Genomic DNA, 25,688 nt, shown 5'->3' on the forward strand with positions numbered 1-25,688 from the left:
CTGTTGCCGCTAAAACGCCGGATTCTAGCATTTCCGCGCAATCACGTCTGCGTATCAACGACCACGTCGAGAGGGTAACGGCGTCCATTTCGGTAATCTTCTATGCACCGGAGCACAAGGGGGCTTCGCAACTTGCTGCCGAGTTGGCGGATTTCGTCAAGATCAAGCCAGTGGGCCGCAATAATGCCGTCGTCCAGCTCGGTGGAGCGCCGCTGAACCGCCTCGGCGTAATAGCAGAAGCGGTAATAGGTGACGCCGTTGGCGGGTGCCTTGTATGTGTAAACCCCGAGAAAATGGCGAGGCTCCACCTGCCAACCGGTTTCTTCAAGGGTTTCCCGGCGAACGGCGTCGAGGATGGGCTCGCCCTCTTCGACATGCCCGGCGGGCTGGTTGAATACAATCCGACCACTGCTGATTTCCTCAACCATGAGAAAACGCCCACGGTCATCTTCGACAATAACGGCAACGGTAGCGTGGGGAGTCCAGGTCATGAGCGGGAGCGTCTCCTCCGGTGTTGTTGTCTGGCCGGCTGATGATTGGCCGGCATATGTACTGTCAGGGTGCGATATTCGCCCGGAGCCAGGTTGTCCAGGGTCCAGTCTCCGATACGGTACCGGATCAGACGGAGGGTGGGGAAGCCGACTGCAGCCGTCATCCGGCGAACCTGGCGATTCTTGCCCTCCGTGATGGTCAGCTCGATCCAGCTGGTGGGCACTGATTCCCGGTGGCGGACCGGCGGAGTACGGGGCCATACCTCGGGCGCCGTCATTCTGCTGGCCTTGGCGGGACGGGTCTTGCCATCTTTCAGTTGGACTCCGGTGGCGAGCCGTGAGAGCGCTTCCCCAGTGATTTCGCCCTCGACCTGGACCCAGTAGGTTTTCGGCATTTTCCGGGAGGGCGAGGCAATCCGGTTTTGCAGGGATCCATCCCCGGTAAGCAGCAGGAGGCCCTCGGAATCGAAATCGAGACGACCGGCCGGGTACACATTATCAAGAGGAATCCAGTCGGCCAGAGTCTGGCGAGGAGGGGTGTCCGGGTTGTTTTGTCGGTCGGTAAACTGGCAGAGAACCTGAAACGGTTTGTTGAACAGAACGAGTTCGGACATACGGCGTTATCTGGACCGCTGATCGTCGATGGGATGATTGTCTGCAGGGTACCGGAATCGGGGGATTTGGCAACCCGGGGCCGGGCATAAGCTCCCTGCAGGGGCCGAGCCTGCAGCTGCCCGCTTTCGTGATCCGGGTTGTTCAACAGTCAGGCTGACATCAATGCCAGCCCTCCGGTTCATACCCGACTGTCCGGCAGGTATGAGGAAACTGAGTGCCGATTCAGGCGTTTACTGCCCGCGGTGGGTAGTCTCCATGGCCCTCGTCGCGGGAATCGGACTTCTTTTCGCTACTGCTTCCGGATGGTGTCTGAGACTGCCGGGAGGGCGTTTCCTCAGGCACGATATTGACTGCATGAATGCCCTTATCACTGGGTTTTTTGTCAAAGGTTACGGCCTGACCGGCTTTCAGTGTCTTGTAGCCATCCATCTGAACCGAGGAAAAGTGAGCAAACAGGTCGTCACTGCAGCCATCCTCGATGATGAATCCGTAGCCCTTGGCGTTGTTGAACCACTTGACCTTGCCTCTTGGCATGATGAACTCCCCTGTTCCTTTGCTGTCAGTTCTTATTATTGGTTACACCCTGGATCCCGGAACTCCGCCGGGATCCTGTTACTCGGTTGCGTGCTCGGTTACGTTTGCATCGTATACGTTTACATTATTTTACAATGCTTCTTAACTGTCGACCAAACCGCGCTGGGAGTCAATAGTTTCTATCGCGGTAATGTGTGGTTTAACGCGGTCCGGAAACGGTATGATGCCCGTATTGATAAATATCTCACGTCCGGGGATTCGGGTCGCTTGAAAACCCGGCCCCGGACAACCACATTTAACCGAGGACACCGAGTTAACCGGTAAAGAAACATGCGGACTATCGACAATTCTCTACTAATATTGAATCAGGGGGAGGAAGATCAGCCGGGCCGACAGGACGACCTCAGTGTTGCGCCCGAAAAGCCTGCTCTGAAGCGCCCGGCACGATACCGGGTGGTGCTTCTGAACGATGACTACACCCCCATGGACTTCGTGGTGGATGTATTGATGAAGTTCTTCGGAATGAACGAGGAGAAGGCGACGCAGGTGATGCTGCTCGTCCATACGCAGGGAAAAGCCGTATGTGGGGTATATACCCGAGACATCGCAGAAACAAAGGCAGCACAGGTGAACCAGTATTCCTCGGAATGCGAACATCCGCTCCTTTGCGAGATTGAACGTGCGGACTGACAGACGTTGGGGTGGCCCATGCTGAGCAAAGATCTTGAAATTACGCTGAATACGGCCTTCAAAAATGCCCGCGACAAGCGTCATGAATTCATGACGGTGGAGCATTTACTGTTGGCCCTGCTTGACAACGAATCGGCGGTGGGCGTCCTGAAAGCCTGTGGTGCTGACCTCAAGCGCCTTGAGGAAGAGCTGGTGGAATTCGTCGATTCCACCACCCCGCTGATTCCCAGTAATGACAGCGAACGTGAAACGCAACCCACCCTGGGCTTCCAGCGCGTGTTGCAGCGGGCAGTGTTCCATGTCCAGTCTTCGGGCAAGAAAGAGGTCACCGGCGCCAACGTGCTGGTTGCCATTTTCAGCGAACAGGAAAGCCAGGCAGTGTACGTGCTGAAGAAGCAAAGCATTGCCCGGATTGATGTGGTCAATTTCGTTTCCCACGGCATTTCCCGGGTCCAGGGCGCCGAGGACCAGGAAGGCCACGACCAGGCCTCCCACGATGAAGCCGGGGAGGAAGGTTCCCAGTCCAGGCCGCTGGAGAGCTATGCCACTAATCTGAATGAGCAGGCGCGTCAGGGCCGTATCGACCCGCTGATCGGCCGTGAACATGAGGTTGAGAGGGTGGTCCAGATCCTCGCTCGCCGCCGCAAGAACAACCCGCTTCTGGTGGGTGAGGCCGGCGTCGGCAAGACCGCCATCGCTGAAGGGCTGGCCAAGCGGATTGTGGACGGACAGGTGCCGGACATTATTTCTGACGCTGTGGTCTACTCCCTCGACATGGGCGCACTCCTTGCCGGTACCAAATACCGGGGCGATTTCGAGAAGCGCCTGAAAGGCTTGCTCGGCGAGCTGAAAAAACAGCAGCACGCAATTCTCTTCATCGACGAGATCCACACCATCATCGGTGCCGGGTCCGCGTCCGGGGGCGTGATGGATGCGTCCAACCTGCTCAAGCCAATGCTGAGCTCCGGCGAGATTCGCTGCATCGGATCCACCACCTTCCAGGAATTCCGGGGCATCTTTGAGAAAGACAGTGCGTTGGCACGGCGCTTCCAGAAAATCGATGTCAACGAGCCGAGTGTCGAAGATACCTATCAGATCCTGAAAGGGCTCAAGCCGAATTTCGAGAAACACCACGATCTGAAGTACACCGACAAGGCCCTCCGCGTTGCTGCGGAACTGGCGGACAGGTACATCACTGATCGCCATCTGCCGGACAAGGCCATCGACGTGATCGACGAGGCCGGTGCACGTCAGCGGATGCTGCCAGAAAACAAGCGCAAGAAGACCGTCGACGTCTCCGAAATCGAGGACGTGGTGGCCAACATCGCGCGCATTCCGCCGAAAAATGTCTCCACCAGTGACAAGGATCTGCTCCGTAATCTGGAGCGGGATCTCAAGATGGTGGTGTTCGGGCAGGATCCGGCCATCGAATCACTGGCCACAGCCATCAAGCTTGCCCGTGCGGGCCTGAAGGCTCCGGAGAAGCCGGAGGGCGCGTTCCTGTTTGCCGGCCCCACCGGGGTAGGCAAGACCGAGGTGACCAAGCAGCTGGCCAAGGTGCTGGGTATCGAGCTGGTGCGCTTCGACATGTCCGAGTACATGGAGCGGCACACCGTGTCTCGCCTGATAGGTGCGCCGCCGGGCTATGTCGGTTACGACCAGGGCGGTCTGCTGACCGAGGCTGTCAACAAGCACCCGCACTGTGTGTTGCTGCTTGACGAGATCGAGAAGGCGCACCCGGAAGTCTTCAACCTGCTGTTGCAGGTGATGGATCACGGTACCCTGACCGACAACAACGGCCGCAAGGCGGACTTCCGCCATGTGATTCTGGTGATGACCACCAACGCCGGTGCCGAGAGCATGGCCCGTCGTTCGATCGGCTTCAACGAGCAGGACCACAGTACCGATGGTATGGAGGTGATCACCAAAACCTTCACACCGGAGTTCCGTAACCGGCTCGATGGCATCATCCAGTTTGGTGACCTCCAGAAGGAGACCATCACCCATGTGGTCGACAAGTTCCTCACCGAGCTGCAGGCGCAGCTTGACGAGAAGCATGTGGTTCTGCATGTGGATGAGGAGGCCAAGGCCTGGCTCGCAGAGCGCGGGTACGACGCCACGATGGGTGCGCGGCCGATGTCCCGCCTGATCCAGGACAAGATCAAGCGGCCGTTGGCGGAGCAGATCCTGTTCGGGCGTCTGTCCGAGCATGGCGGCGAGGTCTACGTCCATCTGAAAGGCGATGAGCTGGAGTTCGAGTACGAGGACGAACCTGCGGAAGCCGTCTGATTGCTCCAGTACTTCTGTCATTGGCAAAGCCGCTGCCTGGTGCAGCGGCTTTTTTATTTTGCAGCCAACAAAAAACCCCGCCTTGGCGGGGTTTTTCAGATGTCACTGAGGCACATTAACGGGCGCGGTAAACAATGCGGCCCTTGCTCAGGTCGTAGGGGGTCAGTTCAACCTTGACCTTGTCGCCGGTCAGGATACGGATGTAGTTCTTGCGCATCTTGCCGGAAATGTGAGCAGTCACAACATGGCCGTTGCTCAGCTCAACGCGGAACATGGTGTTGGGAAGGGTGTCAATGATTACGCCTTCCATTTCAATGACATCTGATTTCGCCATTCAGTAGAAACCTCGCTTTGGATATGCTTCTCGTGATTTTAAATTGCGCAATTCTGCCTGATTTGTCGTCATTTGGCAAAGTCAGATCTCATCCATCGTCCGCCAGTGGCCGTCGCGCAAGGCCTCAATAGGCTGGAAACGGGTCTTGTAGTTCATTTTCCGGCACTGTTTGATCCAGTAACCGAGGTAAAGGTGCGGCAGGCGGCGACGTTTCGCTTCCTCGATCTGCCACAGGATCGCGAATGTTCCGAGGCTGCGATGGTCCAGCTCGGGTGCAAACACTGTGTAGATTGCCGACAGGCCGTCATCGAGGACATCTATTGCCGCAAGCCCGACCAATTTGCCGTCGAGACGCATCTCAAGGAACCAGGAATCTGTGGCGCCTTCCACCAGGAATGAGGTGAACTGGTCCCGGGAGGGGGGGTACATGTCCCCATCACTGTGCCGCTCGTTGATATAGCGGGCGTAGAGTGAATAATATTCTTCCGCGAAGCGTGCGGGCACCAGGGCGCACTGGAGATCCCCGTTCCTTTTCAGTACCCGTCGCTGACTCCGGTCCGGTTGGAACTCGTCGGTTTTCAGGCGAACAGGAATACAGGCGTTACAGTGCTCGCAATGGGGGCGATAGTAATGGGAGCCGCTACGCCGGAAACCCAGGGCAGTCAGCTGACTGTACAGTTTCTTGTCGATGTTGGCCCTGGGATCCACAAACATCGTGGTTGCCTCACGATCGGGCAGGTAACTGCAGTCATGGGGGGGAGTCGCAAAAAAAACCAGGGTTCTGAGGTTACTCATTCATACCTCCGGCCCACGCCATTCCCAGGTGAAGGTCCAGTCGGACTGGTCCGGTTTCTGATCAACACATGCCCTGAGTATAGATAAAAACTCCGCCCTGGGAATGCTTCGCGCTCCCATGGTCAGCAGGTGACTGCTCTCCACCTGGCAGTCCATCATCCGGTAGCCCCAGAGCCGCAGCTGATTTGCGAGATAAACCATCAGCACCTTTGAGGCGTTGGTTTCCAGGGAGAACATGGATTCGCCAAAGAAGCAGCGTCCCAGTGCGACCCCATACATTCCCCCGGCAAGCTCGTCATTGCGATTCCAGATTTCGATGGAATGGGCAATACCTTGCCGGTGCAGTTCGGTGTAGGCCGCCACCATGTCATCGGTAATCCAGGTGCCTTCTGCCCGGGTAGACCCACAGAGCCGGATAATGCGACTGAAGGCCCGGTCTGCGGTGACTCGGAACCGTCCCTGATTCAGGGTGCGTTGCAGACTGCGGGAGATGTGGATGTCGGGCGGAAACAGCACGCAGCGCGGGTCGGGGGACCACCACAGAATGGGCTGGTCGTCGCTGTACCAGGGAAAAATGCCGTTCCGGTAGGCGAGGACCAGTCGTTCTGTCGAAAGATCGCCGCCGAGGGCCAGAAGACCATCGGGGTCGTCCAGGGCTTCCTCGGCGGGGGGGAACCAGAGTTGGTCCGGTTCTAGCCAGGGGAGAGTGGTCATCCTGCTCCAGTTTCTCCGGCCCGGCTCAGTCCTGTTGATCCAGGAACTTCTCGGCGTCCAGTGCGGCCATGCAGCCAAAACCGGCAGAGGTCACTGCCTGGCGGTAGACGTGGTCGGCAACATCACCGGCGGCGAATACGCCCGGAATGCTGCTCTGGGTCGCCATCCCCTCGAGGCCGGAACGGATGCGGATGTAGCCGTTATCCATGTCCAGCTGGCCTTCGAACAGGCTGGTGTTGGGTTTGTGGCCGATGGCGATGAACACACCTGCGAGCTCGAGGTCCCGGGTGGAGTCGTCCTTGGTGCTCTTGATGCGCATGCCGGTCACGCCGGTGGCGTCACCGAGCACCTCGTCCAGGGTGTGGTCCCAGATAATGTTGACGTTGCCGTTCTCCGCCTTCTCAAACAGTTTGTCCTGCAGGATTTTTTCAGCCCGCAGGCTGTCACGGCGGTGCACCAGGGTGACCTCGTCGGCAATGTTGGAGAGGTACAGCGCTTCCTCTACCGCGGTATTGCCCCCACCAATGACCGCGACTTTCTGCTTGCGGTAGAAAAAACCGTCACAGGTGGCGCAGGCGGAGACGCCCTGGCCCTTGAATTTCTCTTCGGATTCCAGGCCCAGGTACATGGCGGAGGCGCCGGTGGCGATGATCAGGGCGTCACAGGTGTACTCTCCGCCGTCACCCTTGAGTCGGAAGGGGCGGTTGCGCAGGTCAGCCTCGTTGATGGTGTCGTAAACGATGCTGGTCTCGAATCGCTCCGCGTGCTTCTGCATGCGTTGCATGAGCTCCGGTCCCTGAACACCATCATTGTCCCCGGGCCAGTTGTCGACGTCAGTCGTGGTGGTAAGCTGGCCGCCGACTTCAATGCCGGTAATCAAGGTCGGGTTCAGGTTGGCGCGGGCTGCGTAGACTGCTGCAGTATAGCCGGCGGGACCTGAGCCGAGGATGATCAGTCGGGAGTGTTGGGTGTCGCTCATGAATGTCTCTCACTGATGTTTGAAAATGGATGCCCACTGGTCAGGGCGTGGGTTCGGGAAATGGCAAAAGGCTAACATGAATTGCGGAAGGTGCCATTTGTTTCGGCTAATTCCGGTTATAAAACCTTGCTATGTGGTCAGAAGGTTTTTATTCAAGTACCGAGACTGTCGCCAGCAATTGACGCACCCGCTCCGCGCTTTTTCCGGATTCACCCTGCTCGAGCCGGTGTTCGGCCACTGCTGGAAAGACCGCCTGGATATCATCGGGAAGTACGTGGTGCCGGCCTTCCATCATCGCCCAGGCTTTGGCGGCCCTGAGCAGACCAAGGCCGGCCCGCGGGGAAAGGCCGTAGAGCAGGCCGGGCATACGCCGGCTCTGTTCCAGCAGCCGTTGCACGTAGTCCAGAAGCGCCGGGCTTGTCGTGATCCGGGCGGCCCCGTCCTGAAGGGTCCGCAGGTTTCCGGCAGACAGCAGCGTGCCGAGGCGGTCGGTCATGGCACGACGGTCCTCTCCCTCGAGCAGCTCCCGTTCCGCCCGCGGATCCGGATATCCGAGCCGCAGGCGCATCAGGAACCGATCCAGCTGGGATTCTGGCAGAGGAAAGGTGCCGCCCTGTTCGATGGGGTTCTGGGTGGCAATCACGAAGAACGGCTCCGGCAGGGGGCGCGTTTCGCCCTCGATGGATACCTGGCGCTCCTCCATGGCTTCGAGTAATGCGCTCTGGGTCCTGGGCGACGCCCGGTTGATCTCATCTGCCAGGACTACCTGTGCGAAGATGGGGCCGGGGTGGAAGACCAGGGTGCCCGCAGCCTTGTCGTACATGGAGTAGCCCAGCACATCCGCAGGCAACAGGTCGTTGGTGAACTGGATACGCTGGTAGCTCAGGCCCATGACCTTGGCCAGGGCATGGGACAGGGTGGTTTTACCCATCCCGGGAATGTCTTCGATCAGCAGGTGTCCCCGGGCCAGCAGCCCGCACAGTGCCAGGCGTACCTGCCGGTCCTTACCCAGGAGAATGCTGTTCAGTTCACCGACAACGCTGTCCACCAGTTTCTTCATCCGACTCTCAGTCCCTTACCCGCTTCAGAATATCGCCATAGGCATCGATACGACGGTCCCTGAGATACGGCCAGATCCGGCGAACCGATTCCGTGCGGGTGCGGTCAAGGGTGACAGAGAGGATGCATTCGTTCTCCTGGTCGCCGCGGGCAAGGAATTCGCCCTGGGGGCCGCAGATAAAGCTGTTGCCCCAAAAGCGGATGCCCTCCGACTGACCGGACGGGTCCGGCTCGGTACCCACCCGGTTCGGTGCGATGACGGGGAGGTTGTTGGCGACGGCGTGGCCGCGCTGGACCGTAACCCACGCTTCCAGTTGTCTGGCCTGTTCGTCGGGATCGTCGGTGACATCCCAGCCGATGGCCGTGGGGTAAATCAGGACCTCGGCGCCCGCCAGGGCCATGAGGCGGGCAGCCTCGGGGTACCACTGATCCCAGCACACCAACACGCCCAGCCTTCCGACCGACGTGTCGATGGGGGTGAATCCATCACGGCCGTCGTTGAATCGGGCATCACCGGGGGTAAAGTAGAACTTCTCGTAGAAGCCGGGATCATCGGGGATGTGCATTTTCCGGTAGATGCCGGCAATTGCTCCGTCCCGTTCAAACACCACGGCGGTGTTGTGGTAGACGCCGTTCATGCGCCGTTCGAAAATCGATCCGACCAGCACGACGCCCAGCTCCCGGGCCAGCGCTGACAGCCGGTCGCTGGTCGGACCGGGGATTGGTTCCGCGAGTTCAAAGACCGAGGTGTCCTCGGTCTGGCAGAAATACAGGGTGGCGTGCAACTCCTGCAAGACGATCAGTTCCGCGCCCTGACTTGCCGCCTCACGAATCAGCTTTTCGCTGGTGGCGAGGCTGGCGGCCTTGTCTTCACTGCAGGCTTGCTGAATTGCTGCGATGTGCAGTTCTCGGCTGTCGCGGCCCTTGTTCATGGATTAACCACTCCTGCGGGAATTTGCATGGTCACACAGTGCAGGCTGCCGTGCTGGTAAACCAGTGGCCTGCAGTCAATGGCGATGATCTCTCGATCCGGAAAGATGCCCCGAACGGTTTCGATGGCCTCGTCGTCCTGGGCGACACCATAGACTGGCATCAGGATCGCGCCATTGATGATCAGGAAATTCGCGTAGGTGGCCGGCAGGCGTTCGCCGTCATCATCGTAAACAGGATCTGGCCAGGGCAGCGCCGTGAGCTGGTAAGGCTCACCATTGGGTTGCCGGAATTCCCGCAGTTCCTCTTCCATGGCGGCCAGAGCAGTGTAGTGCTCGTCTTCCTTGTCGGGGCAGGCAACGTAACAGATGTGGTTTGGAGCACAGAAGCGGGCCAGGGTATCAATGTGGCTGTCTGTGTCGTCCCCGGCCAGGTAGCCGTGATTGAGCCAGAGCACCCGATCTGCTCCCAGGAATTCAGACAGCAGGTGTTCTATGGCTGTGCGATCCAGACTCGGGTTCCGGCTGGGCGTAAGCAGGCACTCGCTGGTCGTCAGAAGCGTGCCCTGACCATCGGATTCGATGGATCCGCCTTCGAGCACGAAATCCACCGATTTGAGCGGTGAATCCCCGAACACTCCGGCATTGGCCAGGTGTCGATTGAGGGCATCGTCCTTTTCCCAGGGGAATTTGCCGCCCCAGGCATTGAAGCGGAAGTCGAGCAACTCGGGGCCGTCCCCGATCTCGACGGTTATCGGGCCATGATCCCGGGCCCAGGTGTCGTTGGCCGGCGCCGGAACGGTCACAACGCGTCCGGGCAGGCCGTTCTCCTGGGCATAGCGGTTAAGATCGCGCTCCAGTTCCTGAACGCGGAAGACATGTTCGCAGCTGATGACCAGGTGCTCGAAGCGAAGCACCGCACGGGCGATCGCGTCAAAGACCGGCTCCACCTCATCCAGCCGGGAAGCCCAGTCGGTGCCGGGGTGGGGCCAGGTCAGCATTACGGCACTTTGAGGTGCCCATTCCGCGGGCAACACGCGTCTAGAAGTCACTGTTGAAGCTACCTTAACTCGCAAAAGCCGCCATTCTAACCAAGGACCGGCCCGGCGTCAGGACGAAAGCCGTGAAAAGATGCCGGTCAGCGGTGTATTTTTGTTATCTTCCAGTTCGGCGTTTCAGGACGGTGTGAAGCACCAGGTCGTTTTCGAAGTACACGACGAAATCCTGATAGTGCCACTGGGTAATCGGAGGCTCGCCAACGGGGCCACGCACGTCCATCGGGTTGCCCCATTTTTCACGAACCGAGGTTTGGGACAGCCCCGCTTTCGGATAGTTTCCCTGGTTCCGGTCTGCCTGGCTTCCTACCGGAGTCCGAAGCTCGTCAGCCAGGACACCGCTGGCCGGTGCAAACGACAGGGCGGCCGTCACGGCCAATACACCGAACAGGGTTTTGTTGTTTCTCATTGATGGCTCTCCATTCACGCTACAGCTCGGGTCCTTGCGGGACGCTCCGGAAGGACATGGATAAAACGTAATATCCGAAAAAGACTAGCAAAAGTCACCCGCTTTTCCCCAGTTTATACTGTTTGGGCCCGAGTTTTTTGCCAAGGCTTTCACACCCGGGGTGCGGGATGCCAGGTTGCAACCTATTTTCGACAAGGGCCATAATGCGCTCGACCACGCCGAGCTTGCCATTCAGGGATTCTAACAGAGCAGCACTCCTTCATGTTCCGACCCTTATCTTTCTATATCGGTTTGCGGTACACCGCAGCCAAACGTCGTAATCATTTCATCTCGTTTATTTCACTGACTTCCATGATTGGATTGATGCTCGGTGTCGCGGTGCTGATCATCGTTCTGTCGGTAATGAACGGTTTTGACCGGGAGCTCAAGCAACGAATCCTGGGCATGGTGCCCCATGCGGTAATCCAGGGCTCTGGTCCGCTGCCTGACTGGGAGAGGGTGGATGCCCGCGTCGAGGAACATCCGCGGGTGCTGGCCGCCGCTCCTTTTATCCAGGGCCAGGGTATGGTGACGGGCGGGGGCGACGTCCGCGGGGTGATGCTGAACGGCATCCTGCCCGACCAGGAACGCACGGTGTCCATCATCGAGAATCACATGGTCGAGGGTGCCCTGGACGATCTGGTCTCCGGTGAGTTCGGCATCATCGTGGGCAAGACGATGGCCGCGAGCCTGCGTCTCAAGGTAGGGGATCGACTGACGGTCGTGTTGCCCGAGGCGTCGGTGACTCCGGCGGGCGTTCTGCCCAGGCTCAAGCGATTTACGGTCAAGGGAATTTTCAGTGTGGGTGCCGAGCTTGATGGCAACTATACGCTTGTACACATGGACGATGCCGCCAAGCTGATGAGGACGGGCGGCAAGGCCCAAGGGGTACGCCTGCTGGTCGACGACCTGTTCGCGGCTCCAAAGGTGGCGGAAGAAGCCGCGCGGCTTCTGGACGGTCGCTACTATATCTCGGACTGGACCCGTACCCACGGCAACCTGTTTCAGGCCATCCGCATGGAGAAAACCATGATCGGCCTGCTGCTCATGTTTATCGTGGCGGTTGCCGCGTTCAACATAGTTTCGACCCTGGTCATGGTGGTTACCGACAAGACCGGGGATATCGCCATTCTCCGGACCATGGGGGCAACACCCGGCCGTATCATGCGGATCTTTATCGTTCAGGGTGCGGTGATCGGCGTTTTCGGAACCCTCGTGGGCACCACTCTCGGTGTGCTCGGGGCGCTGAACATCAGCGCGTTTATCTCCTGGCTTGAAAAGGTCCTCGGGCACAAGTTCCTGAGCGCCGATGTCTATTTCATAAGCTATCTGCCGTCACAGCTCCAGATACAGGACGTTCTGATAATCAGCGGTGCCGGGCTGGCCATGAGTCTGCTGGCAACCATTTATCCCGCCTGGCGGGCATCCCGAATCGATCCGGCGGAGGCGCTGCGGTATGAGTGAGGCAACAGCACCCATGAACGACAAGGCACTGGTCATCGATTGCCGGGAAGTTACCCGCACCTACAACGAAGGCCCTGAAAAACTCACGATCTTCTCGGATATTTCGCTGGAAGTTGGCTCCGGCGAGACGGTCGCCATTGTCGGAAGCAGCGGTGCGGGCAAGACCACGCTGCTCAACCTGTTGGGCGGTTTGGACAAGCCGTCTTCCGGGCGGATCCATATCTGTGGCCAGGATATTCACAGCATGTCGGAGGCGGGCCGGGCCCGTTTCCGTAACCGGCATCTCGGGTTTGTTTATCAGTTCCATCATCTGCTTCCCGAATTCACGGCGCTGGAGAACGTCATGATGCCTTGCGCGCTTGGGGGGCTTCCGGTCAAGGCTGCCCGTGACAAGGCATCAGCCCTGCTTGAAAAGGTCGGCCTTGGCGCCCGCCTGGCCCATAAGCCGGGCGAGCTGTCAGGGGGCGAGCGTCAGCGCGTAGCCATTGCCCGGGCCCTGGTAAACGAACCTCAATGTGTCCTGATGGACGAGCCCACGGGGAATCTGGACGAGCACACCGGAGAGGGGGTCCAGGCACTGATTGAAGCCCTCCGTGACCAGTTCGGAATTGCCTTTGTCATGGTAACCCATGATATGCGCATGGCCCGGAGCCTGGGGCGGGTGATGCGGCTGGAGCAGGGGCGTCTGCTTCAGGAGGCCTGATTGGCCGCGCGGCGGCGTTTGTGTCGTTCCAGCCGTCTTTCCCGCCAGTCGGAACGGATTTTCCGGCGCCAGAGATACTGTATGGCCAGGTAGGAGAAGCAGGCAAACACGGTGGCGCAGATCAGGGAGCCCAGGTACAGGGGAATTCCGATATCAATGAGCCGTTCGCTGATCCAGGGCCAGGAAAGCTCGAATTCGAAGGCCAGCACCGGCCTGTTGAGGATCCATGCGCCGACCTTGTAATTGAAATAGAACATCGGCGGCATGGTGACCGGGTTACTGATCCAAACCAGTGCCACGGACAGGGGAAGGTTGGCGTTGAACCAGATGGCGAACAACGCCGCTGCCAGCATCTGGAAGGGCATGGGGATAAAGCAGAACCAGATGCCGATCAGGAAGGCCCTGGCGACACTGTGACGGTTGATATGCCACAGGTTGGGTTCATGAAGGATATCGCCCAGAAAGTGCAGTGACTTCATCGACTGCACCCTTTCCGGTGATGGCAGATATCGTTTCATGAACTTCTTTGGCATAGGAAGTTCTGCCTGTAAGCGTGTGATTACACCGGCAATAAGGAATGTTGCCGGCGAAAAATATCAGGAGGACATGGATTGTCCGCGAGTCATACCAGCTCTGAACAGCCGTATAAGCCGCAATCGCGCAGGCTGACTACTCTCTGCGCTCTCGCATTCTCGTGCGGCGTTATCTTACTTTATCGTTTGTCGGTGTTACCAGTGTCGTGGTGGCTCCCGGCAGTCCCTGTGACAGCTTTTTACACTGTATTGGTGTTGAAGTCGCCGGTGCCGCGGAAGCTGGTTCTGGTGGCTGCCGCACTGCTTTCCGGCCTCGGGTGGGCGGCATGGCACGCCGGGGATCGACTGGGTCAGCGCCTGCCTTCAGAGCTGGAACGGGTTCCTCTGGTGGTCGAAGGCTACGTCTGTGACATCCCGGCCCCTGGCAGCTTCAACAGCCTGCGCTTCAGTTTTTGTGTCACCGGATGGCCCGGAATGCCGGAATCGGACCTGCCCCGGAGGCTTCGTCTGAGCTGGTATGGAGGAGATGCGCAAATGCTGCAGCGCCATCGCCTGAGCTTGACGGTATTGCTGAAGCGACCCCATGGAAACCTCAACCCTTCCGGGTTCAGATATGAAACCTGGCTGTTCGGCAAAGGCTTCCGCGCGACCGGGAGTGTCCGGGCCGCCGAGCCTGCCGGCTCGCTGCCGTGCCAGTTGTACTGCCACTTTACCGCCACCCATCAGGCAATTGCGCGCTGGGTGAGCAGCCGCTTTTCCGGCGCCAGTCACTATCCTCTGATTGCTTCCCTCATGATTGGTAACCGCGGCGCGATGGAGTCGCGCCATTGGGAGGTGCTCAAGGCCACCGGAACCGTTCATTTGGTGGCCATATCGGGCTTGCACCTGGGCCTGGTGGCCATGGGTGCGGGTTTTGTCGCCCGCCGGACCATGATTGCCGTACCCGGCCACCGGCTTTCCGAGGCCTCATTACGCTGGAGCGTGTTTGCAGTGATTGGCGCCAGCTGCGTCGCCTACGCACTGGTGTCGGGGTTCACAGTGCCGACTCGCAGGGCGCTCATCATGGTGGTGATTGCCACCTGGGCATTGGTTTGCGGCAGGGAGGTCTCGCCCTGGGGTTCCCTGGCACTGGCGCTCGCAACCGTCCTTTTGTTTGATCCCCTGGCGCCTCTGGATCAGGGCTTCTGGTTGTCCTTCACGGCCGTGGCCATTCTGCTCACGACCTTTGCTGGGCGGCTGGGGGCCAGCGGCTGGTTCTCCGGACTGTTGCTGGCCCAGTTGGCCGTTTTTATCGGGCTTTGGCCTGTCCTTGCACAATTTGGTCAGGGGCAGCCCGTTGCCGGGCTGATGGCCAACCTCATTGCCATTCCCTGGGTATCCGTCGTGATCATGCCGATTATTATTATCGGTGGCATTGCAGCGGCGCTGGTTCCGGACGCGGCGGATCTGATGATTCCGTTGATGGATGCCGTGCTGGGGGTACTGTGGTGGTTCCTGATCCGGCTTTCGGAGTGGCAAATGTCTGTTACCGCAATCTCTGCGGCGCCCTTGGTGCTTGGTGCTGCATCCGGCTTGCTGGCGCTGCGTTTGCCGCTGCCGTGGTTTCCGGCGCTGGTTTCGTTCGGGCTGATTCTCTGGTTGCTGCCGGAGCCTAAACCCGGCACCGATGCGGTAAACCGGGAGGTGGCTGTGCCCGAAATGCGAATCCTGGATGTCGGGCAGGGGCTGTCTGTTCTGGTGCGCCATGGTCGGGACGTTCTGCTCTACGATACGGGCCCCGCGGTACCGGGTGTGTTTTCGGCAGTGGAATCAACCATCCTGCCCAATTTGCGGGACCTGGGCGTCCGACGCATAGATCACCTGGTGATCAGTCATGGAGACAGGGATCACGCCGGTGGTGTGGGCTTGCTGGTCCGCAGCCTGCCGGTCGGGCGCGTGATTGCCGGTGAGCCGGATGCCCTCCGGGATGGGGAGGTCCCGGCCGAGGTTCCGGTCGATGTTTGCCGGCCGGATCAGAGGATGCTGGGAGAGTTGGAGCTGGTTTTCTGGCGAAGTCCGGGCGCCGTGGCGGGCAACGATGCGTCCTGCGTTCTCCTTGTACGGCACAGGGTGACAGGCGTCGAGTGGATTTTGCCGGGTGATATCACCGAGGAGATCGAGACGGCCTTCCTGGGCAGTCCTGAGCTGGCAACGACTCGGCCCGGGGATCGGGTCGTTGTAGCCCCTCACCACGGCAGCAAGACCTCATCCTCGGAGCGATGGGTCGATACCCTGAGTCCGGATCTTGTTATCTACACCGCCGGTTACCGGCATCGCTATGGTCACCCGCACCCGGATGTGGTTGCGCGGTACGGAAAGATTGGAGCGGTCGCCATGAATACTGCGTGTTCCGGAGGAATTATTCTCAATTCCACGCCTGATGGCCTCGTGGTAAATGAAATGAGACATGATTCACCATTCTGGATAGGCGGGAAGGGGTTGGCCCGTGACCAATGTAAAATACCGTGACACAACGGGTGTGGCCTGGAACGGCAGCTATGCTAAAGTAGCGCGGCTGTAACTAACCAGGGAGACCAAGCGTGTTCGAGTTGTTGAAAGCCGGCGGCATTCTGATGGTGCCCATTGTTGCCTGTTCCATCCTGGCTCTGGCCATCGTCCTTGAGCGTTTCTGGACCCTCCGGGCCTCCAGGGTTGCTCCACCCCAGACCATCAACGAACTCTGGCACTGGATCAAGAAAAAGGATCTGAACGGTCGAAAACTCAAGGCCCTTCAGGCATCTTCTCCCCTCGGGCGAATTCTGGCGGGCGGCCTGCTCAATGCCAAGCATGGCCGCGAAATCATGAAAGAAAGCATAGAGCATGAGGCCAGCCAGGTAATTCATGAGCTGGAGCGTTTCCTGAACCCGCTGGGCACTGTGGCAACCATCGCGCCCCTGCTCGGCCTGCTGGGTACCGTTATCGGTATGATCAAGGTATTTGCCGAGATCCAGCTGGCCGGTGTCGGTAACGCCGGTAACCTTGCCGGTGGTATTTCCGAGGCTCTGATCACCACCGCTGCCGGGCTGAGTGTGGCGATTCCGGCCCTGATCTGTCATCGCTATTTCATCCGCCGTGTTGATGAGCTTGTGGTCAACATGGAGCAGGAGGCCATCAAACTTGTTGAGGTGGTGCACGGAGACCGCGAAATCGACGTGGAAGGAGCCTGAACGCCGTGAAGTTCAAGCGCCAGAGAAGCCAGGAAGTCGGCGTCGACCTGACCCCTTTGATTGATGTGGTCTTCCTGCTGCTGATTTTCTTTATGGTATCCACCACTTTTACCCGGGAAAGCCATCTGCAGGTCGAGTTACCCGAGGCCAGTGGCGAGCCTGCCAAACCGGCTGAGGTGAAGCAGATCGATGTGGTGATCAACGCCGAGGGCCAGTACGTTCTAAACGATCGCACGCTGGTCAACAACCGCCGGGAGACCCTCGAGCGGGGGGTGCGCGAATTGGCCGAAGGTGACAACTCCCTGCCATTCATTATTACCGCGGATGCCCGTACGCCTCATGAGTATGTGGTTCGCGCCATGGATGTTGCCGGCCGCCTGGGTTTTGCCAAACTGAGCATTACCACGGAGCGGGAGGCTGATGCTGGTGAATAACCCGGAGCCTGCAGCCCCGGCTGCTCTGGACAAGGGTAGCTGGGAAACCTACAAGCGCCTGCTTTCCTATGCCAGGCCGTTCTGGATAGCTTTTGCTCTGGCGGTGATTGGTAACGTTATCTATGCCGCGGCCTCCACCGGTATGGCGGCGGCCATGGAATATGTCATCACCGCCATTGAAAATCCCACCGACCAGAACCGGTTGCTGCTGACGTTACTGATCGTGGGTGTGTTTGCCTCCCGTGGACTTGGCACCTACATGAGCACCTACTTCATCGGTTACGTGGGCCGCCATGTCATCAATTCCCTGCGCCGCGACCTGTTCGAGCGACTCATGGCTCTGCCGTCCCGTTATTTTGACGACAACGCGTCCGGCAGACTGGTGTCGAAGCTGACGTTCAATGTCGAGCAGGTGGCCGAGGCCACGACCAACGCGGTGACCACGGCGCTGCGAGAGGGCCTGACGGTTATTGGCCTGCTCGGTTTCATGCTCTATACCAACTGGAAGCTGACTCTGCTGTTTCTCACGGTGGGGCCCATCATCGGCGCGGTGGTGAGCTATGCCAGCAAGCGCTTCCGCAAGATCAGCAAGCGCATTCAGGGTTCCATGGGTGACATCACCCACGTGGCTTCGGAGTCCATTACCGGCTACCGGGTTGTCCGGACCTTTGGCGGAGAAGGGTACGAAAAGGAGCGTTTCCGGCATGTTAATGATCAGAACCTGAAGCAGAGCCTGAAAATGGCCGCTACCCAGGCGATCAGCGTGCCGGTTATCCAGGTTCTGGTGGCCATCGCGATTGCGGCACTGGTCTGGATGATGCTCGCGCCCGAAATCCGGGGCCAAATGACCACTGGCCAGTTGGTGGCGTTCCTTACGGCGGCCACCACGATGGCCAAGCCCATTCGCCAGATCACCAACATCCACGCCAGGATCCAGAAAGGCGTGGCAGCGGCACACGATGTATTCGAAACCATCGATGAAGAGCCTGAGCCCGATCCGGGCACCTATTCGCCGGATCGCGTTGCCGGAAATATCCAGTTCGACGATGTGTCCTTCCGGTATCGCGACCAGCTGGACAATGTCCTCGAGGATATTTCCCTCACCATTCCAGCCGGGCAGAGCGTTGCTCTCGTCGGTCGCTCGGGCAGTGGCAAGTCGACGCTCGTCAGTCTGCTGCCCCGGTTTTATGAATTTACCGGTGGCGATATACGCATCGACGATCATTCCCTGCGGGAGTATTCACTCAAGGCCCTGCGTGATCAGATCGCCCTGGTGACCCAGAACGTGGTGCTGTTCAATGACACCATCGCCGCGAACATCGCCTACGGTGCCCTGAGGCATTGCACTCGCGAGGAGATCCGCGCGGCGGCGGAAAAAGCCCACGCCCTTGAGTTCATCGACCGGATGCCGGAGGGGCTGGACACCATGATCGGGGATAACGGGGTGATGCTGTCCGGTGGCCAGCGCCAGCGTCTCGCGATAGCTCGCGCGCTGTTGAAAGATGCGCCCATCCTGATTCTGGACGAGGCCACCTCCGCACTGGATACCGAGTCAGAGCGACACATCCAGGAAGCTCTGGAAACGGTCATGCAGGGCCGGACGACCCTGGTCATTGCCCACCGGCTGTCGACCATCGAGAAGGCAGACCGGATCCTGGTGATGGAGAAGGGCAGAATTGTCGAATCCGGCCGCCACGAGGAGTTGCTGGCGACTGGTGGCGCTTATGCCCAGTTGCACCAGATGCAGTTCAGCGAGTATTCATGACTTCCCTGGTGGACCGGGTCTGGTATGGCAGGGGCCGTCCACTCGGCTGGCTGGCGCCACTGGCCTGGCTCTATCGCGCCATCGGTGACTCCCGCCGTCGCAAGGCCTGGGAACTGCGGAATGAGCCACTTCCTGTGCCGGTCGTGGTCGTTGGCAACATTACCGCCGGTGGTACCGGCAAGTCTCCGCTGACGGCACGCCTGGTCAAGGAAATGTCAGCCGCCGGCTGGCGCCCGGTCATTCTGAGCCGGGGTTACGGTGGCAAGTCGGGCCATTACCCATTGCTGGTTGACAGTGACAGCGATCCGTCGGCTGCCGGCGACGAGCCGGTGATGCTGGCGCAGGCAACAGGTGTGCCGGTGGTGGTCGATCCCCAGCGACGTCGGGGTGCCGCGTTCGCCCTGTCCCGGTTTCTGGGCAATGTCCTGATCTGTGACGATGGCCTCCAGCACTACGCATTGCCACGGGACATCGAGCTCGCAGTATTCGATGCCCGCCGTGGCATTGGCAATGGTGCCATGATCCCGGTGGGGCCGCTCCGGGAGCCGGTGTCGAGGTTGTCGGGTGTCGACTTCGTCGTCGTCAACGGTGCGGAAAACGAGGATCCATCGGGCCGGCTCGAGAGCTTCGAGGGGCTGGAGCATCCGGAGCTTTTTCCCATGCGTCTGCTTCCGTCCTCGCTGATCCAGGTAACGACAGGGCACCATGCGCCACTGGCCGAGATTGCCGGGCGGAGAGTTCATGGCCTCGCCGGCATCGGAAATCCCGCGCGGTTTTTCAGTACGCTCAGACAACTGGGTGCGCAGGTGCGCGAAACGCCCTTTCCGGACCACCACCGATACCGGGCTCGGGATCTCTCGGTCGAACCCGGCGAATGGCTGGTTATGACCGCCAAGGACGCCGTAAAATGCCGGGAGTTTGCGCCGGATAATGCCTGGTATCTGGAGGTGGAGGCCGAATTGCCGGACTGCTTCATCGAGGCCTTTCTCAACCGGCTCGAAGAGTGCTCGCAACAGTTAACCGATTCAAACCAGATGAGAACCGACCATGGATAAAAAGCTCATTGCCATGTTGGCCTGCCCGGTCTGTAAGGGCGACCTAAAGCTCAATCAGGAGAAAACCGAGCTGATCTGTTACCAGGATGCCATGGCGTTTCCGATCCGCGAAGGGATTCCGGTTATGCTGGCCAGCGAGGCCCGGACCCTGAGCACAGACGAACGTCTCGAAAAGCACTGAATGCGATCCGCCAGGGGATAGACCATGTCCTTCACCGTTGTAATTCCTGCCCGTTATGCCTCCAGCCGTCTGCCGGGTAAACCGCTGGCCGACATCGCAGGCAAGCCGATGATTCGTCATGTCTGTGAGCGTGCGTCGGAAAGCCGGGCCTCACGCGTGGTTGTGGCCACCGACGACCGCCGGATCCAGGAAGCTTGCGACAGTTTCGGGGCCGAAGTGGTCATGACCTCTCCGGACCATGCCAGTGGCACGGACCGGCTGGAAGAAGTGGCGCGCAAGCTGGCACTTGACCCGGATCACCGGGTCGTGAATGTCCAGGGCGACGAGCCCCTCATTCCGTCCGCGTTGATCAACCAGGTGGCGGAAAACCTGGAGCGTTATCCTGAGGCCTCGATTGCCACCCTGTGTGAGCGGATTCACGACATCGGGCCGGTATTCAATCCCAATGTGGTCAAGGTGGTCTTCGATCATCAGGGTATGGCCCACTATTTCAGCCGTGCGCCCATTCCCTGGGCTCGGGACCAGTGGCCATCGGGCATGGATTCCGCCAGGGGGCTGGTGTCGCTCCCGGATGGTGTGGGCTATTTCCGGCACATCGGTATCTACGGCTACCGGGCCAGCGTATTGAGCGAGTTCGTTTGCTGGCCGCCGGCTCCGACCGAGAGGGTGGAATCCCTCGAGCAATTGCGGGCGCTATACAACGGTGCCCGAATCCACGTCGATATAGCCGCGCAGAATCCTCCTGCCGGAGTGGATACCGAGGACGACCTCGAACGTGTCCGTGCGTGGCTGGCAACGAAACAGGAGAGGTGATCATGAGCGACCGTATCCGGGTCCTGTTTGTCTGTCTCGGAAATATCTGCCGCTCTCCGAGTGCCGAGGGCGTCTTCCGTTCCCTGGTCGAAGAGGCCGGGCTGTCGGATTGTATCCACATCGATTCCTGCGGAACCGGCAACTGGCACATCGGCAAGTCGCCCGACGCCAGGGCGCGGGAAGCCGCCCGCAAGCGTGGCATCGATATCAGTGATCTCCGGGCGCGCCAGATCGTCGAGACCGATCTGGATGAGTTCGATTATGTGCTCGTTATGGACCGTCAGAACCTCGCGGACGTGACGGATATCTGGCACCAGAATGGCGGCACCGCCCCCGAGTTATTCCTTTCCTACGGCAAGTCCAGCCACGACGAGGTTCCCGATCCTTACTATGGGGGCGAGGATGGCTTTGAACTGGTGTTGGACCTCATCCACGAGGCGGGTCAGGGGCTTCTTGACGAGATCCGGGGGCGCCTCCGTTGAAGCTCCAGGTTTCCGTTCAGGAGCAGGTTGACCTGCAAACGCTCAACACGCTGCATATACCCGCGAGGGCACGGTACTTTCTGGAATTGCAGGAAGCTGAAACGCTTGAGAACGCCCTGGCATGGGCGCAGGAGCGCGATCTTCGGGTGCTCTTCCTGGGGGGCGGCAGCAACCTGGTGTTTGAGGGCGACTTCCCCGGTTTGGTCGTGCACATGGCGATTCGGGACCGCCACTGGGAGCAGATTGAGGGTGATGAGGCCACCCTGGTGCTGGGCGCGGGAGAGAATTGGCACGAGGCCGTACTCTATGCAGCGAAGTCCGGGTACCGGGGCATCGAGAACCTTGCCCTGATCCCGGGCACAGCCGGCGCTGCCCCGGTTCAGAATATAGGCGCCTATGGTGTTGAGCTTTGCGACACGCTGGTGTCCGTCACTGCTTTTGACCGCGCGACCGGTACCTGGCTTCGTCTGGCTGGCGATCAATGCGGGTTCGGCTATCGGGACAGCCTTTTCAAGCGCAATGGCGGCCGTTACGTCATTACGGAGATACGATTGCGGCTGTCGCGCAGCAAGCCGCTCCAGTTAGGCTACCGGGATCTTGAAGAGTACCTGGCCAGCCTTCCGGACAGGGAACTGGATGCTCTGGCGGTAGCCGAGGCGGTAATGGCCATTCGTCGCCGTAAACTGCCGGATCCCCAACAGATCCCAAACGCGGGCAGTTTTTTCAAGAACCCGGTCGTTAGCGAGGAACTCTACGAACGACTCAAGGAGCAATATCCGGATATCCCGGCCTATCCCCAGGTGCACGGCGTAAAGGTCGCCGCAGCATGGCTGATTGATCAGTGCGGTTGGAAAGGATACCGGAATCAGCGGGTAGGGGTGCACAACCGGCAGGCACTGGTTCTGGTGAACCATGCCGAAGGCAGCGGTCGCGATGTTCTGGATCTGGCCGGTCGGATACGGGAGTCGGTCCGAAGACAGTTTGGTGTGGTTCTGGAGATGGAGCCCGGCGTGGTAGGTGGTGCCGGGCTCCCTCCGTTAGCCTGAGTCCCGCTTTCAGAGACCCTTGCGCGGGGACGCGTTGATCAGGAAGGGAAGGGCTTCGGCAACCGGGATGTCCTGCTTGTCTTCATCCCTGCGGCCTTTGTACTCGAGGGTACCCGCGGCCAGCCCCCGGTCGGAAACCACAAACCGGTGTGGAATACCGATCAGCTCCATGTCGGCAAACTTGACCCCGGGACGTTCGTTACGATCATCCAGCAGTACGTCAAAGCCGGCCTGGCGCAGTTGTTCATAGAGCTTTTCGCCGGCCTCGGCCACCGTGGGTGACTTGTGGGCGTTCAGGGTCACGATGGCCACCTCGAACGGAGCAATGGCGTCGGGCCAGATGATGCCCTTGTCATCGTGGTTCTGTTCGATGGAGGCGGCCACGATCCGGGACACGCCGACACCATAGCAGCCCATTTCCATGACCACGCTCTTGCCGTGTTCATCCAGGACCGTGGCGTTCATGGCCTTGCTGTACTTGTTGCCCAGCTTGAAGATGTGACCCACCTCGATACCGCGGCGGATTTCCAGAGTGCCCTTGCCATCGGGGCTGGGGTCACCCTCAACCACGTTGCGAAGGTCCTCAACGCGACCCAGCGGTACATCGCGCTCCCAGTTGACGCCTGTCAGGTGATAATCATCCTTGTTGGCACCACAGACAAAGTCCGCCAGGTGAGCGGCGCTGCGATCCACGATGACTGGCACCGACAGGTTGACAGGACCAATGGAGCCGGGCTCGCACCCGGTCGCGTTCTTGATCTCTTCGTCAGTCGCCATGGTCAGTGGCTCGGCAATGCCCTCGAGGTTTTCAGCCTTGATTTCGTTCAGGGTGTGGTCCCCGCGCAGGATCAGTGCGACCAGACCGGACTGCCCGTTTTCATCCTCTTCACCCTTCACCAGTAGTGTCTTGACGGTGCGGGCGGCGTCGATGCTCAGGAAATCGGCAATGGCGTCGATAGTGCGCTGGTCCGGTGTGTGGACTTCCTTCATTTCCTCCGAGGGCGCGGGGCGCTCTCCGGCAGGTGCAACGGCTTCCGCTTTTTCGATGTTGGCCGCGTAGTCGCTGTCGGTGCTGAACACGATGTCGTCTTCACCGGAGGAAGCCAGTACGTGGAATTCGTGGGAAGCACTACCGCCAATGGCACCCGAATCCGCCTGCACCGGGCGATAATCCAGCCCCAGGCGGTCGAAGATGCTGCAATAGGTGCGGTGCATGACCTGGTAGGTCTCGTTCAGCGATTCCGCATCCAGGTGGAAGGAGTAGGCGTCCTTCATGACGAATTCGCGGGCGCGCATTACCCCGAATCTTGGTCGGCGCTCATCCCGGAACTTGGTCTGGATCTGGTAGAAATTGGCCGGCAGCTCCTTGTAGCTCTTGAGCTCATTGCGAATCAGATCGGTAATGACCTCTTCATGGGTGGGGCCGAAGCAGAAATCCCGGCCATGACGGTCGTTCATGCGCAGCAGTTCGCCACCGTACTGGGTCCAGCGGCCGGATTCCTGCCAGAGTTCCGCCGGTTGTACCGCGGGCATCAGCACTTCCTGGGCACCACTCTTGTCCATCTCTTCACGAACAATCCGCTCGACCTTGCGCAGGGTGCGCAGCCCCATCGGCAGCCAGGTGTACAGGCCGGCGGCCAGCTTCCGGATCATACCGGCACGCAGCATCAGCTGATGACTGATTATCTCGGCGTCAGCGGGGGTCTCTTTCTGGGTGGCTATCAGGTAACGGCTTGCTCGCATCGTCTCTTCCGTATGGCTTGAATCAGAATGGTTAGACTAATGGACAGGCGGATCCTCGCCGCCGGCGTCTTATTATGTCGTAAAGTGGTGGTTATTGTACGGAGCCAGCCAGACAAGGTACAGATGATGACTGATGAAACTGTTGATGTTGCCCCTCGCCGACAGCCTGTCCAGGCCCGCAGTCGTGAGCGGGTAAACGCCATCCTGTCGCATGCTGCGACCATCTTTGATGACATAGGAGTGGACGCTACCAGCATGTCCGCGATCGCCCGAAAATCGGGCATGTCCCTGGCGTCGCTTTACCGGTACTTCCCCAATAAGGCAGCAATCGTTCACGCCATCGCCGAGCAACATGTGGAGAAGATGGAGAAGGCGCTGCGCAAGCGCCTGCCGGAACTCGGTCTGATCGAGGCAGTGGATATCCTCATCGACCAGTTCTACGAGTTCTACCGCACCGAGCCGGCGTATTCGGCCATATGGAGCGGTGTTGAGGCGATGCCCGAGTTGCGGGAGCTGGACCTGCGGGAACTCTATAGCAACGCTCAGGATCTGGATGCCAGACTGAAAGAGGAGTGCCCCCAGATTCCCGAAACCCGTCGTTGGACGGCCAGCCTTCTGTTGCCCCGCTCGGCGGGCAATATCCTGCGCCTGGCGGTGACCCTGCCCGAAGACCAGGGCCGACAGCTGGTCGAGGAGCTCAAATGCATGGCCGGCGCCTATGTCCGGGAGCTGATTCGCTGATTCAGGAGAGATAGCCCAGAGGCAGGGACGTGCTGTCTATGACCCGTCTGAGCACGAAGCTGGAGTGGACGCCACTGACCCCCTGGATTCGGGTGATGTGGTTCAGCAGGAAATGATGATAATGGTCCATGTCCGGGACCACCACCTTGAGCATGTAGTCGGCGTCCTGGCCGGTAATCAGGTAGCACTCCTGGACCTCCGGGTAACCGGAGACCTTTTCCTCGAAAGCCGCGAAGCGTTCGGGGGTGTGGCGGTCCATGCCGATCAGGATGATTGCGGTCAGCGACAGCCCGAGTTTCTTGTGATCCAGGATGGTGGCCCGCCGAAGGATGACGCCAGCCTCCTCGAGGGCCTTGACCCGCCTCAGGCAGGGAGAGGGTGAAAGTCCTACCTTCTCGGCCAGTTCCTGGTTGGTCAGCGAGCCTTCTTTCTGAAGTTCTTCGAGGATACGCCGGTCCGTTTTGTCAATTTTAACGAGTTCTCTGGATTGCTTGAGCATAAAATTGCGGCCTGGGTTCATTAATTGGTTGCATATGCTCAAATTTACTCCTTTGGAGCCTTAAATAGCAATCAAATACTCTCCGGTCTGA

General features: G+C 59.5%; 28 protein-coding genes. 14 read left to right on the forward strand and 14 right to left on the reverse strand.

The features are described 5' to 3' along the window. Window positions 1-41 precede the first annotated feature (41 nt). The 3 genes from MD273_RS06495 to MD273_RS19060 form a co-directional block, all read right to left on the reverse strand. Window positions 42-491, reverse strand: coding sequence for an NUDIX hydrolase (locus MD273_RS06495; RefSeq protein WP_239036934.1), 450 nt, complete (start codon window positions 489-491; stop codon window positions 42-44). Beyond that, window positions 488-1,105, reverse strand: a complete 618-nt coding sequence (locus tag MD273_RS06500) for a pseudouridine synthase (protein ID WP_239036935.1) — start codon at window positions 1,103-1,105, stop codon at window positions 488-490. The genes MD273_RS06495 and MD273_RS06500 overlap by 4 nt, the downstream gene beginning before the upstream one ends. Window positions 1,106-1,328: 223 nt before the next feature. Continuing rightward, window positions 1,329-1,640, reverse strand: coding sequence for a cold shock domain-containing protein (locus tag MD273_RS19060; protein ID WP_285229119.1), 312 nt, complete (start codon window positions 1,638-1,640; stop codon window positions 1,329-1,331). Window positions 1,641-1,970: 330 nt separating this feature from the next. Here MD273_RS19060 and clpS point away from each other — a divergent pair, with 330 nt between their 5' ends. Next, window positions 1,971-2,330 (forward strand): ATP-dependent Clp protease adapter ClpS, encoded by a 360-nt coding sequence (gene clpS / locus MD273_RS06510; RefSeq protein WP_239036936.1) that lies wholly within the window; start codon window positions 1,971-1,973, stop codon window positions 2,328-2,330. Between the two features lie 18 nt (window positions 2,331-2,348). Further along, entirely contained in the window at window positions 2,349-4,619 is a 2,271-nt protein-coding gene (gene clpA / locus MD273_RS06515; protein WP_239036937.1) for an ATP-dependent Clp protease ATP-binding subunit ClpA, read from the forward strand. 115 nt (window positions 4,620-4,734) lie between these two features. Here clpA and infA read toward each other — a convergent pair whose 3' ends face one another. The 8 genes from infA to MD273_RS06555 form a co-directional block, all read right to left on the reverse strand. Continuing rightward, window positions 4,735-4,953, reverse strand: a complete 219-nt coding sequence (gene infA, locus MD273_RS06520) for a translation initiation factor IF-1 (protein WP_014421226.1) — start codon at window positions 4,951-4,953, stop codon at window positions 4,735-4,737. Window positions 4,954-5,034: 81 nt separating this feature from the next. Further along, window positions 5,035-5,748, reverse strand: a complete 714-nt coding sequence (locus tag MD273_RS06525) for an arginyltransferase (RefSeq protein WP_239036938.1) — start codon at window positions 5,746-5,748, stop codon at window positions 5,035-5,037. After that, on the reverse strand, window positions 5,749-6,462 hold the full coding sequence (aat, locus tag MD273_RS06530; RefSeq protein ID WP_239036939.1) for a leucyl/phenylalanyl-tRNA--protein transferase: 714 nt from the start codon (window positions 6,460-6,462) through the stop codon (window positions 5,749-5,751). A gap of 25 nt (window positions 6,463-6,487) precedes the next feature. Next, a complete protein-coding gene (gene trxB / locus MD273_RS06535; protein WP_239036940.1) occupies window positions 6,488-7,441 on the reverse strand; it encodes a thioredoxin-disulfide reductase in 954 nt (317 codons plus the stop codon). Between the two features lie 148 nt (window positions 7,442-7,589). Beyond that, on the reverse strand, window positions 7,590-8,501 hold the full coding sequence (locus tag MD273_RS06540; RefSeq protein WP_239036941.1) for an AAA family ATPase: 912 nt from the start codon (window positions 8,499-8,501) through the stop codon (window positions 7,590-7,592). A 7-nt stretch (window positions 8,502-8,508) separates the two neighbouring features. Then, window positions 8,509-9,432, reverse strand: coding sequence for a carbon-nitrogen hydrolase (locus tag MD273_RS06545; protein ID WP_285229120.1), 924 nt, complete (start codon window positions 9,430-9,432; stop codon window positions 8,509-8,511). After that, window positions 9,429-10,481, reverse strand: a complete 1,053-nt coding sequence (locus MD273_RS06550) for an agmatine deiminase family protein (protein ID WP_353050297.1) — start codon at window positions 10,479-10,481, stop codon at window positions 9,429-9,431. The genes MD273_RS06545 and MD273_RS06550 overlap by 4 nt, the downstream gene beginning before the upstream one ends. 103 nt (window positions 10,482-10,584) lie before the next feature. Then, window positions 10,585-10,893: a hypothetical protein gene (locus tag MD273_RS06555; RefSeq protein ID WP_239036942.1), complete on the reverse strand. Its 309-nt coding sequence runs from the start codon at window positions 10,891-10,893 to the stop codon at window positions 10,585-10,587. A 261-nt stretch (window positions 10,894-11,154) separates the two neighbouring features. Between MD273_RS06555 and MD273_RS06560 the strand changes: the two genes are divergently transcribed. Both MD273_RS06560 and MD273_RS06565 read left to right on the forward strand, forming a co-directional pair. After that, window positions 11,155-12,396: a lipoprotein-releasing ABC transporter permease subunit gene (locus tag MD273_RS06560; protein WP_239036943.1), complete on the forward strand. Its 1,242-nt coding sequence runs from the start codon at window positions 11,155-11,157 to the stop codon at window positions 12,394-12,396. A 13-nt stretch (window positions 12,397-12,409) separates the two neighbouring features. Continuing rightward, window positions 12,410-13,099, forward strand: coding sequence for an ABC transporter ATP-binding protein (locus MD273_RS06565; RefSeq protein ID WP_502846048.1), 690 nt, complete (start codon window positions 12,410-12,412; stop codon window positions 13,097-13,099). On the opposite strand, the gene MD273_RS06570 is transcribed toward MD273_RS06565, so the two are convergent. Beyond that, window positions 13,087-13,632, reverse strand: coding sequence for a DUF2062 domain-containing protein (locus MD273_RS06570; RefSeq protein ID WP_502846033.1), 546 nt, complete (start codon window positions 13,630-13,632; stop codon window positions 13,087-13,089). The two genes, MD273_RS06565 and MD273_RS06570, sit on opposite strands and share 13 nt — an antisense overlap. Window positions 13,633-13,710: 78 nt before the next feature. Here MD273_RS06570 and MD273_RS06575 point away from each other — a divergent pair, with 78 nt between their 5' ends. The 9 genes from MD273_RS06575 to murB all read left to right on the forward strand — a co-directional run bounded on the left by MD273_RS06575 (window position 13,711) and on the right by murB (window position 22,614). Then, window positions 13,711-16,140 (forward strand): DNA internalization-related competence protein ComEC/Rec2, encoded by a 2,430-nt coding sequence (locus MD273_RS06575; protein WP_502846034.1) that lies wholly within the window; start codon window positions 13,711-13,713, stop codon window positions 16,138-16,140. A gap of 71 nt (window positions 16,141-16,211) precedes the next feature. Beyond that, window positions 16,212-16,838 (forward strand): flagellar polar localization protein PocA, encoded by a 627-nt coding sequence (gene pocA / locus MD273_RS06580; RefSeq protein WP_239036947.1) that lies wholly within the window; start codon window positions 16,212-16,214, stop codon window positions 16,836-16,838. Window positions 16,839-16,843: 5 nt separating this feature from the next. Next, window positions 16,844-17,272, forward strand: coding sequence for an ExbD/TolR family protein (locus tag MD273_RS06585; protein WP_239036948.1), 429 nt, complete (start codon window positions 16,844-16,846; stop codon window positions 17,270-17,272). Further along, the gene (gene msbA, locus MD273_RS06590; RefSeq protein WP_239036949.1) at window positions 17,259-19,037 is read left to right on the forward strand and encodes a lipid A export permease/ATP-binding protein MsbA; all 1,779 of its coding nucleotides are present in this window, start codon (window positions 17,259-17,261) and stop codon (window positions 19,035-19,037) included. The genes MD273_RS06585 and msbA overlap by 14 nt, the downstream gene beginning before the upstream one ends. After that, window positions 19,034-20,092 carry a tetraacyldisaccharide 4'-kinase gene (lpxK, locus tag MD273_RS06595; RefSeq protein WP_239036950.1) on the forward strand — a complete coding sequence of 353 codons (1,059 nt, stop codon included), beginning with the start codon at window positions 19,034-19,036 and terminating at the stop codon, window positions 20,090-20,092. Before msbA ends, lpxK begins: the two co-directional genes overlap by 4 nt. Then, complete coding sequence (locus MD273_RS06600) at window positions 20,085-20,273, forward strand: Trm112 family protein (protein WP_239036951.1); 189 nt, start codon at window positions 20,085-20,087, stop codon at window positions 20,271-20,273. The genes lpxK and MD273_RS06600 overlap by 8 nt, the downstream gene beginning before the upstream one ends. A 24-nt stretch (window positions 20,274-20,297) precedes the next feature. Beyond that, window positions 20,298-21,086 carry a 3-deoxy-manno-octulosonate cytidylyltransferase gene (gene kdsB / locus MD273_RS06605; RefSeq protein WP_239036952.1) on the forward strand — a complete coding sequence of 263 codons (789 nt, stop codon included), beginning with the start codon at window positions 20,298-20,300 and terminating at the stop codon, window positions 21,084-21,086. A gap of 2 nt (window positions 21,087-21,088) precedes the next feature. Then, window positions 21,089-21,568: a low molecular weight protein-tyrosine-phosphatase gene (locus MD273_RS06610; RefSeq protein ID WP_239036953.1), complete on the forward strand. Its 480-nt coding sequence runs from the start codon at window positions 21,089-21,091 to the stop codon at window positions 21,566-21,568. Further along, window positions 21,565-22,614, forward strand: a complete 1,050-nt coding sequence (murB, locus tag MD273_RS06615; RefSeq protein ID WP_239036954.1) for a UDP-N-acetylmuramate dehydrogenase — start codon at window positions 21,565-21,567, stop codon at window positions 22,612-22,614. Before MD273_RS06610 ends, murB begins: the two co-directional genes overlap by 4 nt. Window positions 22,615-22,623: 9 nt before the next feature. Here the strand turns inward: murB and MD273_RS06620 are convergent, their stop codons facing one another. Beyond that, window positions 22,624-24,357: a proline--tRNA ligase gene (locus MD273_RS06620; protein WP_239036955.1), complete on the reverse strand. Its 1,734-nt coding sequence runs from the start codon at window positions 24,355-24,357 to the stop codon at window positions 22,624-22,626. A gap of 126 nt (window positions 24,358-24,483) precedes the next feature. Between MD273_RS06620 and MD273_RS06625 the strand changes: the two genes are divergently transcribed. After that, window positions 24,484-25,098: a TetR/AcrR family transcriptional regulator gene (locus tag MD273_RS06625; protein WP_239036956.1), complete on the forward strand. Its 615-nt coding sequence runs from the start codon at window positions 24,484-24,486 to the stop codon at window positions 25,096-25,098. Window position 25,099: 1 nt separating this feature from the next. Here the strand turns inward: MD273_RS06625 and MD273_RS06630 are convergent, their stop codons facing one another. Then, window positions 25,100-25,597 carry an Lrp/AsnC family transcriptional regulator gene (locus MD273_RS06630; protein ID WP_239036957.1) on the reverse strand — a complete coding sequence of 166 codons (498 nt, stop codon included), beginning with the start codon at window positions 25,595-25,597 and terminating at the stop codon, window positions 25,100-25,102. Window positions 25,598-25,688: the final 91 nt, after the last annotated feature.

The sequence above is a fragment of the Marinobacter sp. C7 genome (genome assembly GCF_022343555.1).
GTDB lineage: Bacteria > Pseudomonadota > Gammaproteobacteria > Pseudomonadales > Oleiphilaceae > Marinobacter.

What these genes read in the sequence shown, in the direction of transcription:
- MD273_RS06495 (WP_239036934.1), bottom strand. Translation starts at nt 491, where the DNA reads ATGACCTGGACTCCCCACGCTACCGTTGCCGTTATTGTCGAAGATGAC.
- MD273_RS06500 (WP_239036935.1), bottom strand. Translation starts at nt 1,105, where the DNA reads ATGTCCGAACTCGTTCTGTTCAACAAACCGTTTCAGGTTCTCTGCCAG.
- MD273_RS19060 (WP_285229119.1), bottom strand. Translation starts at nt 1,640, where the DNA reads ATGCCAAGAGGCAAGGTCAAGTGGTTCAACAACGCCAAGGGCTACGGA.
- clpS (WP_239036936.1), top strand. Translation starts at nt 1,971, where the DNA reads ATGCGGACTATCGACAATTCTCTACTAATATTGAATCAGGGGGAGGAA.
- clpA (WP_239036937.1), top strand. Translation starts at nt 2,349, where the DNA reads ATGCTGAGCAAAGATCTTGAAATTACGCTGAATACGGCCTTCAAAAAT.
- infA (WP_014421226.1), bottom strand. Translation starts at nt 4,953, where the DNA reads ATGGCGAAATCAGATGTCATTGAAATGGAAGGCGTAATCATTGACACC.
- MD273_RS06525 (WP_239036938.1), bottom strand. Translation starts at nt 5,748, where the DNA reads ATGAGTAACCTCAGAACCCTGGTTTTTTTTGCGACTCCCCCCCATGAC.
- aat (WP_239036939.1), bottom strand. Translation starts at nt 6,462, where the DNA reads ATGACCACTCTCCCCTGGCTAGAACCGGACCAACTCTGGTTCCCCCCC.
- trxB (WP_239036940.1), bottom strand. Translation starts at nt 7,441, where the DNA reads ATGAGCGACACCCAACACTCCCGACTGATCATCCTCGGCTCAGGTCCC.
- MD273_RS06540 (WP_239036941.1), bottom strand. Translation starts at nt 8,501, where the DNA reads ATGAAGAAACTGGTGGACAGCGTTGTCGGTGAACTGAACAGCATTCTC.
- MD273_RS06545 (WP_285229120.1), bottom strand. Translation starts at nt 9,432, where the DNA reads ATGAACAAGGGCCGCGACAGCCGAGAACTGCACATCGCAGCAATTCAG.
- MD273_RS06555 (WP_239036942.1), bottom strand. Translation starts at nt 10,893, where the DNA reads ATGAGAAACAACAAAACCCTGTTCGGTGTATTGGCCGTGACGGCCGCC.
- MD273_RS06560 (WP_239036943.1), top strand. Translation starts at nt 11,155, where the DNA reads ATGTTCCGACCCTTATCTTTCTATATCGGTTTGCGGTACACCGCAGCC.
- MD273_RS06565 (WP_502846048.1), top strand. Translation starts at nt 12,410, where the DNA reads ATGAACGACAAGGCACTGGTCATCGATTGCCGGGAAGTTACCCGCACC.
- MD273_RS06570 (WP_502846033.1), bottom strand. Translation starts at nt 13,632, where the DNA reads ATGCCAAAGAAGTTCATGAAACGATATCTGCCATCACCGGAAAGGGTG.
- msbA (WP_239036949.1), top strand. Translation starts at nt 17,259, where the DNA reads ATGCTGGTGAATAACCCGGAGCCTGCAGCCCCGGCTGCTCTGGACAAG.
- lpxK (WP_239036950.1), top strand. Translation starts at nt 19,034, where the DNA reads ATGACTTCCCTGGTGGACCGGGTCTGGTATGGCAGGGGCCGTCCACTC.
- MD273_RS06600 (WP_239036951.1), top strand. Translation starts at nt 20,085, where the DNA reads ATGGATAAAAAGCTCATTGCCATGTTGGCCTGCCCGGTCTGTAAGGGC.
- kdsB (WP_239036952.1), top strand. Translation starts at nt 20,298, where the DNA reads ATGTCCTTCACCGTTGTAATTCCTGCCCGTTATGCCTCCAGCCGTCTG.
- MD273_RS06610 (WP_239036953.1), top strand. Translation starts at nt 21,089, where the DNA reads ATGAGCGACCGTATCCGGGTCCTGTTTGTCTGTCTCGGAAATATCTGC.
- MD273_RS06620 (WP_239036955.1), bottom strand. Translation starts at nt 24,357, where the DNA reads ATGCGAGCAAGCCGTTACCTGATAGCCACCCAGAAAGAGACCCCCGCT.
- MD273_RS06625 (WP_239036956.1), top strand. Translation starts at nt 24,484, where the DNA reads ATGACTGATGAAACTGTTGATGTTGCCCCTCGCCGACAGCCTGTCCAG.
- MD273_RS06630 (WP_239036957.1), bottom strand. Translation starts at nt 25,597, where the DNA reads ATGCTCAAGCAATCCAGAGAACTCGTTAAAATTGACAAAACGGACCGG.